Raw genomic sequence first — 376 nt, forward strand, 5'->3', positions numbered from 1 at the left:
CTGTATATATCGACGATTACACCCCCAAGTAAGGGGCCGATCATTTTGCCTCCGGTGGCGGTACTGTTGACGATTCCTTGGTAAAAACCTTCACGCCCTTTTGGTGCCAGGCTGAAGGCAACAGTTGGTACTGCAGGCCAGATGAACATTTCCCCTATAGTTAAAATGATCATGGCGACAAGAAAACCTGTAAAGGCGCTTGCTTTGCCAACAATAATAAACGATGCAATAAAAATAGCGATACCTATCAGCATTTGAAGCTTTAAAGAAGCAGATAAGTGTTTCAACATCCCGTTTAATAACGGTTGACCAAGGACAATGACTGCTCCGTTTATTGTCCATAAAAGACTGTATTGTTTAAGTGAAATGTTGATTT

Annotated in this window: 1 protein-coding gene; it reads right to left on the reverse strand. The window is 41.8% G+C overall.

Translation table 11 applies throughout. The features are described 5' to 3' along the window. The coding region (locus tag RYX56_RS21435; protein WP_317124000.1) for an MFS transporter at window positions 1–376 on the reverse strand (376 nt) is incomplete at both ends.

The sequence above is a fragment of the Alkalihalophilus lindianensis genome, assembly GCF_032843265.1.
GTDB lineage: Bacteria > Bacillota > Bacilli > Bacillales > Bacillaceae_D > Alkalihalophilus > Alkalihalophilus lindianensis.